General features: G+C 63.5%; 8 protein-coding genes. 3 read left to right on the top strand and 5 right to left on the bottom strand.

Annotated elements, in window-relative coordinates; all coding sequences use genetic code 11:
• Nucleotides 1–498, bottom strand: a 498-nt coding sequence (locus AC3WJU_RS17490; protein ID WP_492260462.1) for a PRC-barrel domain-containing protein, incomplete at its 3' end; no start/stop codon positions are given.
• Nucleotides 499–606: 108 nt separating this feature from the next.
• Complete coding sequence (locus AC3WJU_RS17485; RefSeq protein ID WP_492260461.1) at nt 607–1,803, bottom strand: SLC13 family permease; 1,197 nt, start codon at nt 1,801–1,803, stop codon at nt 607–609.
• 82 nt (nt 1,804–1,885) lie between these two features.
• Here AC3WJU_RS17485 and AC3WJU_RS17480 point away from each other — a divergent pair, with 82 nt between their 5' ends.
• On the top strand, nt 1,886–2,371 hold the full coding sequence (locus AC3WJU_RS17480; RefSeq protein ID WP_059389858.1) for a DinB family protein: 486 nt from the start codon (nt 1,886–1,888) through the stop codon (nt 2,369–2,371).
• Nucleotides 2,372–2,454: 83 nt separating this feature from the next.
• Here AC3WJU_RS17480 and AC3WJU_RS17475 read toward each other — a convergent pair whose 3' ends face one another.
• Nucleotides 2,455–3,396 carry an aminodeoxychorismate lyase gene (locus AC3WJU_RS17475; protein WP_492260460.1) on the bottom strand — a complete coding sequence of 314 codons (942 nt, stop codon included), beginning with the start codon at nt 3,394–3,396 and terminating at the stop codon, nt 2,455–2,457.
• Between the two features lie 109 nt (nt 3,397–3,505).
• On the opposite strand from AC3WJU_RS17475, the gene cls reads away from it, so the two are divergent.
• The gene (cls, locus tag AC3WJU_RS17470) at nt 3,506–4,978 is read left to right on the top strand and encodes a cardiolipin synthase (RefSeq protein WP_113990729.1); all 1,473 of its coding nucleotides are present in this window, start codon (nt 3,506–3,508) and stop codon (nt 4,976–4,978) included.
• Nucleotides 4,979–4,982: 4 nt separating this feature from the next.
• Here the strand turns inward: cls and AC3WJU_RS17465 are convergent, their stop codons facing one another.
• The gene (locus AC3WJU_RS17465; protein ID WP_284991254.1) at nt 4,983–5,429 is read right to left on the bottom strand and encodes a MarR family winged helix-turn-helix transcriptional regulator; all 447 of its coding nucleotides are present in this window, start codon (nt 5,427–5,429) and stop codon (nt 4,983–4,985) included.
• A 112-nt stretch (nt 5,430–5,541) separates the two neighbouring features.
• On the opposite strand from AC3WJU_RS17465, the gene AC3WJU_RS17460 reads away from it, so the two are divergent.
• A complete protein-coding gene (locus tag AC3WJU_RS17460) occupies nt 5,542–6,639 on the top strand; it encodes an FAD-dependent oxidoreductase (RefSeq protein WP_492260459.1) in 1,098 nt (365 codons plus the stop codon).
• Nucleotides 6,640–6,660: 21 nt separating this feature from the next.
• Here AC3WJU_RS17460 and AC3WJU_RS17455 read toward each other — a convergent pair whose 3' ends face one another.
• Complete coding sequence (locus tag AC3WJU_RS17455) at nt 6,661–7,374, bottom strand: hypothetical protein (RefSeq protein WP_284991256.1); 714 nt, start codon at nt 7,372–7,374, stop codon at nt 6,661–6,663.
• Nucleotides 7,375–7,402: the final 28 nt, after the last annotated feature.

The raw sequence follows: 7,402 nt of genomic DNA, 5'->3' as shown, positions 1-7,402 counted from the left end.
GAGCAGGTGCGGCGGATGCGGGGCTGGGTGTGGCGGGCCACCGTGCGGCGGATGCGGGGCACCGTGCGGGGCTGGGTGAGGCGGACCGCCGTCGGGCTCGGTCTCCCCAGCTGAGGCTTCGGGCACCGTCCCGGCTCTCTCGGGATCGGTTCCCGTGGCGGCATCGTTGGATTCCTCCGCCGCGAGCCCGTAATAGCTGTAGAGTTCCTGTTCCTGCGTCTCCGTGATCACGCCGCGGTCGCTCTCGATGCGCGGGCCGTTCTTCACTTTGTCCTTGGCAAAGGCCACCCTGATCACTGAATTCTCAATGCTGGCTCCGGAAAGCGGGGCGAAAGACTCGGACATGCCGAACAAGCCGGTCCGCACGGTGACAAACACAGGATCCCCGGAATCACCGCTCGTGAAGACCTGTTCAACTGAACCGATTTTCTCCCCGGCGGCGTCTACCACAATCCCTCCGTTGAGGACGATGTTGTCGATGTCCCGCAGGCTGAGCATGATGCAGATCCTTCCCGTATCGGGGTTCCGGCGGTACCGGCCAAGCTGTTCTACATTCTGTCCTGAATCTTCGCGCCCGGCGACAGGGTCCGTCTCTGCCGAACGCACTCACTGGCCAGCGATTGCCAGCACTGCCACCGCTGCGAACACCGTCAGAGGCGCAACAATCAGGCCGAAGATCGCATAGCCCTTCCACGTAATCAGCACATTCATGCGCATGAGCCGATCGTGCCACAAAAGGGTGGCCAAGGAGGCCCACGGTGTGATGATCGGGCCCGCATTGACTCCGATCAGCAAGGCCGCCATTCGCACAGGCGACCCGGCCAGCGGTTCTGCCAGCAGGTACGCAGGCAAATTGTTGAGGACATTGGAACCGGCGGCGCCTGTCGCGGCAAGCCGAACCAGATCCATAAAGCCCTGGCCTTGTCCGGCCAGCTGACTCAGCAACACGGGAGCCCCCAGATGCCTGGCTGCTTCCATCACCAGAAAGAGGCCGGAAGCGAACAGCAACAAGGACCATGGAATCAGCGACACCTTGAGAACCCGCGGGCGCCGTAACGCGAACACCACACCAAGAACCATTGCACCGGCCAGGGCCGGGATCCAGACCGGGACCCCGGACACCAGCGCGGGTAGCAGCAGCGCCAGCACCACGGCGCTGCACGCGAGCAGGACCCGGTCCGCCGCAGGCCTGGAATCAGCCCCGGCCGGCTGATCCGGCCTGATCCGTCCGACCGGGATCCGTGAATAGCGGTTGCGCAGATCCCGCCGGAAGACGACGGCGATGAACAGCAGGGGTACGACGACGGCGGCAAGCGAAGGGGCCCACATCAGGCCGGCAAACCCGCCCGGAGTAATACCGCCAAGGCTGTGCTGGGCCAGAAGGTTGGTCAGGTTGGAAATGGGCAGCAGCAGGCTTGCCGTGTTGGCCAGCCACACCGTCGTCAGCGCGAAGGGCAGGGCCGGCAGTCCGGCTTGCCGCGTCACGCTGACCACCACGGGGGTCAGCAGCACCGCCGTCGTGTCCAAAGAGAGGAAGACGGTACTCAGCGTCGCGAATGCCGCCAGTAACAGCCACAAAAGAATGCTGTATCCGCGGCCCCAATAGCGGAGCCGGCGGGCAGTCCAAAGGAACACTCCAGCCTCACTGCACAGCTCAGTAACAACCGTCATCGCGACGACAAACAGCAGAATCGGCGCCACCCGATCCACAAGTGCCACTAGATCGGTGAAAGGCAGGGCGCCGGTGGCGATCGCCACGGCTCCGGCCGCAAGGAGGACCGCTCCAATGATCGCCAGACGCATGAACGGAGTCTATTCCCCGGCTAAGCTCGGATCACGTCGATACTGACTGAATCCCTGCTTGACGGAAAACAGAGGTGCAACCGTGACGCTTGCCGAAGACAACCTCAACCAGCCAATTCGCATCCAATTCGAGGCATTCATCGATGAGCACCGGCGCGCGCTCAATGACTGCTTGAACGGGTTGACGGAGGAACAGGTCCGGCGGTCATTGGTGCCGTCCCGGACCACCCTGCTGGGCCTCGTAAAACATGCGACCTTCGTGGAGAAGGTCTGGTTCGACGAAGCCATCACGTGCCGTTCGCGCGCGGAGATCGGCATCCCTGCGACGCCGGATGAGTCTTTTATCCTCGACGACGGCGACACCATCGCTTCAATCCAGCAGGCACACCGCGAGGCATGCGAAGCATCGCGCCGGGCGTCATCGTCCTTGGGGCTCGACGACATGCTCAACGGCAACCGACGCGGCCCGCTCCCGCTGCGCTGGGTGTACCTCCACATGCTGCGCGAGCTTGCGCAACACTGCGGGCACGCGGACATCCTGCGGGAACAAATCACCGCACCCAAGTGACTCGCAATAGATGTCGTTTAGGGCGCTCTAAACGACATCTACTGCTAGTTAGTTGGGCAGGGGAGGCAGTTGGCGCGAAAACCCTACTCGATCCCCGCGAACAGCTCGTTCAGCTCGGCCGTCAGCTGTTTGCGCATTGCCGGCGTGCCAATCTCCCTGCCATCCACGTGGTTGACGGGCGCGATGAGCCGGATGCTCGAGATCAGCCACACCGCGTCCGCGTCGAACAGGTCTTCCGGGACCAGCGGGCCGTAGCCGAGCTCCCAGCCCGCTGCCTTCGCTTTGGAGAACAGCGCGTCCTGGGACGTGCCGGGCAGGATGCCGCTGTCCAGCTGCGGAGTGATGAGGCGCTTGACCGTGCGCACCGAGCCGGCGCCGTCGTCGACCGTTTCGACGTGGGCCAGCAACACCGTGGAGGTCGGGCCCTCCAGGACGCGGCCGTCCGTTGACGTGAAGATTGCGTCGTCCGCACCTTGCTTGTGCGCGTAGCGCAGCGCGGCCATGTTCACCGCGTAGGAGAGCGTCTTGGCGCCGAGCAGCAGCCAGGGGGCGCGGTCGCCCGCTTCAGTGTCAAAGCCACGGTCAAGGAGTACGACGTCGATGCCCGTCTCGCGCTGCCGGCGACTGCCCGCGGGGGACGGCGAAGCCTGGATCCAGCACGTGGGAGTCGAGGCGCCTTCCACCCCACGCGTCACCAGCAGCTTGACCACTACCTCGTCTTCGGCCGGGCTCGGCGCGGGGAAGGCGTCCCGGAATTCGGTGATCGCGGTGTCGATCGCCCGGCGCCAGACGTCCTGCCCGGGAATGTTGAGGTCCAGTGCGCGGGCTGAGCTCTCAAGCCTGTTCAGGTGCGCTTGCACCTTGCGCGCACGGCCCTCGACGGCGAGCAGCGACTCGAAGACGCCGTCGCCCCGGGTGGCGCCCAGGTCGGTTGCCATGAGCTGTGGCTGGCTGGAATCGGCGACGCGGCCGTTTTTGAACGCTGGATCCAGGAAAACGAGGACCGTCGAGGCAGGTAAAGTCATGCTTCCAGCTTAGTGCTGGCCCACAGGACGAACAGTCGCGAGCGGTGCGCCCGATAGGCTGGGCTGACTGTTGGTTCTTTGACTAACTATTCGATCGTGGGGGTGTGGGGTGCTGTTTCCTTTTCAGTTCGGGGTTGAGTGGACCTGGCTCCTCAGCGCGTGGGCCGTCGTCGAGATTATCCTGAGGGTGGTGCTGCTGGGCGTCATCCCCGGTAACCGCCGCCCCACCACGGCCATGGCGTGGCTCCTGGCCGTCTTCCTCGTTCCCTCCGTCGGCTTCGTCCTGTTCCTGTTGTTCGGCAATTTCCGCTTGTCCCGCCGTCGTCGTGAACAGCAGGAGGAAGTCAACGATCGGGTGCGTGCAGGCACGTCGGCGCTCGCCGACGTCGTCAGCACGTACTCGGGACCCGAATGGGTGACGTCGGCCGGTGAACTGAACCGGCGGCTGGGATCCTTGCCGATGGTGGACGGCAACTCCGTGGAGCTCTTCCCCGGCTACGAAGAGTCCATCAAAGCCATGGCGGAAGCGGTCAAGGGGGCCAAGAAGTTCGTCAACGCGGAGTTCTACATCATGAGCAGCGACTCAGTCACAGACGAACTGCTCACCGAGTTGGAAAAGGCAGCCGCGCGCGGCGTCAACGTCCGCCTTCTGTTCGACCACATCGGCACGCTGCGGATTCCCGGCTACCGAAAGCTGGTCCGCAGGCTCAAGCGCGGCCAGATCCAGTGGCGCCGCATGTTGCCGCTGTTGCCAATCCATGGCCAGTGGCGCCGTCCGGATTTGCGGAACCACCGGAAAATCCTGGTGATCGACGGCGAAATTGCCTTCACGGGTTCCCAGAACCTGATTGAGCCCTCCTACAACAACCCCAAGCACCGACGCGCCGGGCGCAAATGGGTGGAGCTTATGGCGCGGATGGAGGGGCCGATCGTTGCAACCCTCAACGTCGTCTTCGCCACCGACTGGCTGAGCGAAACCGACGAATCCCTCGAACATCAACTGCAAGTCGCGGTCCAGGCAACACCGGGCAGGATGACCGCACAGGTGGTTCCGAGCGGCCCGGGGTTCGTCACGGAAAACAACCTCCGCCTGTTCAATACGCTGATCTACTCGGCCCAGCACCGCATCTCGATCTGCAGCCCGTACTTCGTGCCCGACGATTCCCTGCTGTACGCCATCACGACGGCGGCCCAGCGTGGCGTCGACGTGGAACTTTTCGTCTCCGAGAAGGGCGACCAGTTCCTGGTCCACCATGCGCAGCGGTCCTACTACGAGGCGCTGCTGGAAGCCGGGGTACGGATCTACCTGTACCGCGCGCCGTACGTCCTGCACGCCAAGCACTTCACCATTGACGAAGAAGTGGCCGTCCTCGGTTCCAGCAACATGGACATGCGTTCCTTCTCGCTCAACATGGAGGTGTCCGTGATGCTCCTGGGCGCCGAAGCCGTGGACAGCATGCGCTCCGTGGAGTCGAGCTACAGGGAAATGTGCCGCGAGCTGACCCTGGAGGGCTGGTTGCACCGGCCGATGCTTGCCAAATACGTGGACAATGTAGCGCGGCTGACGGCGACCCTACAGTAGGGACTCAGTCCTCGCAGGCCTCGTCCGCAGGTTCGCCGTGGATCCTCGACAGCAATCCATGGAGTTGCTGGAGCTCATCAGCGGAGAATCCCGCAAAGGCCTCCTGCTCGACGTCGGCCACCGCAACTTCAATGGATGCCACCGCGCGTTTGCCTTCCGCGGTGATTTCTACGATATGACGACGGCGGTCCGCGGGGTCCCGGCGTCGTTCCGCCAGCCCTTGGCGCTCAAGGTCGTTCAGGACCGCTACTAGTCCGCTCGCGTCGATGGAGAGAGCATCGATCAGGCCCTGCTGACTGAGCGGGCCGGACTCGTCAAGCCGGCACAGCAGCACGGCATGCCTCGGGCTGAGCCCGGAGGAGTCCAGCGCTTGGCGGAGGCGCGTATTCATGATGCGCCCGTGACGCGCAAGGAGGAACCCCAGTTGCTTTCCCGCTGCCGAAGAACTCATCAGGAAAATCTTATCACTGAGGAAATTATTGATAACCAACAATCGTTGTCATTCATAAACGATCTGGGCGGCACAAGCCGCGCAGCGTGAGCTTTCTACCGAGGGAGTTGCCATGAATGACCAGGCTCAGCACCCCACTGTGGTGGTTATCGGCGGAGGCTACGGCGGGATTTCCGTAGCCAAGGCGTTGGACGAACACGCGACGGTTACCTTGGTGGAACCCAAGGACGCTTTCGTACACAACATTGCGGCCCTCCGATCTGTGGTCCAAACCGATTTCCTGCCGCGGATGTTCCTTCCCTATGACCGCCTGTTGGCGCATGGAGAGGTACTCCGGGACCGCGCTGTCCGGGTGGACGGGCACACGGTCGAGCTGGCTTCGGGTGCCAGCCTGGCGCCGGACTACCTTGTCCTCGCCAGCGGTTCCAGCTACCCCTTCCCGGCCAAAAGCGATCGAATGGTCACCAGCGACGCCATCGCCCGCTACCAAGCCGCACATGACGACCTCAAACGTGCAGACAAGGTGATGCTGCTGGGCGCCGGGGCGGTAGGCCTTGAGTTCGCAGGCGAGATCGCGGCGGCATGGCCGGAGAAGGACATCGTGATGGTAGATGTGGCGGCGGACATCCTTCCCGGGCCCTACGATCCACGGCTGCGGATTGAGGTCAACCGGCAGTTGGATGAACTCGGCGTACGCCGGATTCTGGGAAGCCCGTTGGTGCAGTTGCCTCCTGTTCCTGCGGGTGAATTTGCCACCTTTACCGTCAACACCGCGGACGGTACCGCCATCCAGGCGGACATTTGGTTCCGCTGCTATGGAATAGCCCCGCAGACGGACTATGTGGCGGGAGGCCTCCTTGCCGCGCGGAACGCCGAGGGATACCTTGACGTCACCCCCGAACTCCGCGTTGCGGGCTTCGAGAACGTCTACGCTTTGGGCGACATTTCGGCGATCGACGTGAACAAAGCGGGCGTCGCGGGTCGCGAGGCCGCAGTGGTTGCCAAGAACATCCAAGCCCAGATCGAAGGCTCCACGGATCTGGCCGCTTACACGCCGTCGAAGCCCGTCATCATCCTTCCGTTGGGACCGTCCGGCGGCTCGGGACAACTGCCCGACGGCGAGATCGCCAGCCCGGAGCTGATTTCCCAGATCAAGGGCCAACACATGATGATCGACCGCTATGTCGAAATGTTGAACCTCGGCGCTTGAGCTGTCCGCTTCCGCTGACTGCTAGCCGAGGACGGCGTTGACGAGTTTGACCAGTTCCGCCGCGGAGTCCGCGGTGACAGTGGCGCCCGTCTTGATCGCTGTGGCTCCGAGATTGCCTTTCACACCGGTCACGGTCAGTGTGGTCACCTTCTGGCCCGACGGCAGGACCTGGGTGCTCAATGCTCCCGTTGACTGGTCCCCGCTGGTCTTCTGCGGCAACGGCTGGGTCTGGGTAGTGACCTTCTGCCCGCCCACCTCGATCGTGAAGGTGGAACACTGCGCCAGGGCATCAGCGGATTTCTTCGTCTGGCCGGCCAGGACGGCGGGGTCCTTCACCGCCAGGGCGGTGATCACTGTGACGGACTTATCCGCCGCCGAAATGCTCTCCCCTGCCGCATACGTCGCACCGTCCGGGACTTGCGCGTTGGTGTTCGCCAACGCTGCGCACGCCGGGGGTGTGATGACGGCGGACGCGAGCATCTGCTTCGCCGCGATGATGCCTTGATCGAGCTGCGCGGCAGGCACCACGGTCAAGGGCTTGCCCTGGTCATCCTTCAACTGCGCGACGATCGACGCAAGTTCCTCGTTGGTGTACGCCTTCGGTGTAGGAGTTGGTGTAGGCGTCGGTGTCGAGGAAGAAGCGGCGGCGTTGCCCGGATTTGCGGGACCTCCGCAGCCGGTCAACGCCAGTACGCCAGCAAAGAGAATCCCGAGCGGTGCGAGCATTTTTTTCATGTGTAGACCCCAATTTTTGTGGCGGCAC

This window comes from Arthrobacter sp. FW306-1B-F12A, assembly GCF_058781865.1.
This window is presented reverse-complemented; position numbering and strand designations above follow the sequence as displayed.

Excerpts from the sequence above, each read along its gene's own strand:
- AC3WJU_RS17460 (WP_492260459.1), top strand. The coding sequence starts at position 5,542 with ATGAATGACCAGGCTCAGCACCCCACTGTGGTGGTTATCGGCGGAGGC.
- AC3WJU_RS17455 (WP_284991256.1), bottom strand. The coding sequence starts at position 7,374 with ATGAAAAAAATGCTCGCACCGCTCGGGATTCTCTTTGCTGGCGTACTG.
- AC3WJU_RS17465 (WP_284991254.1), bottom strand. The coding sequence starts at position 5,429 with ATGAGTTCTTCGGCAGCGGGAAAGCAACTGGGGTTCCTCCTTGCGCGT.
- AC3WJU_RS17485 (WP_492260461.1), bottom strand. The coding sequence starts at position 1,803 with ATGCGTCTGGCGATCATTGGAGCGGTCCTCCTTGCGGCCGGAGCCGTG.
- AC3WJU_RS17475 (WP_492260460.1), bottom strand. The coding sequence starts at position 3,396 with ATGACTTTACCTGCCTCGACGGTCCTCGTTTTCCTGGATCCAGCGTTC.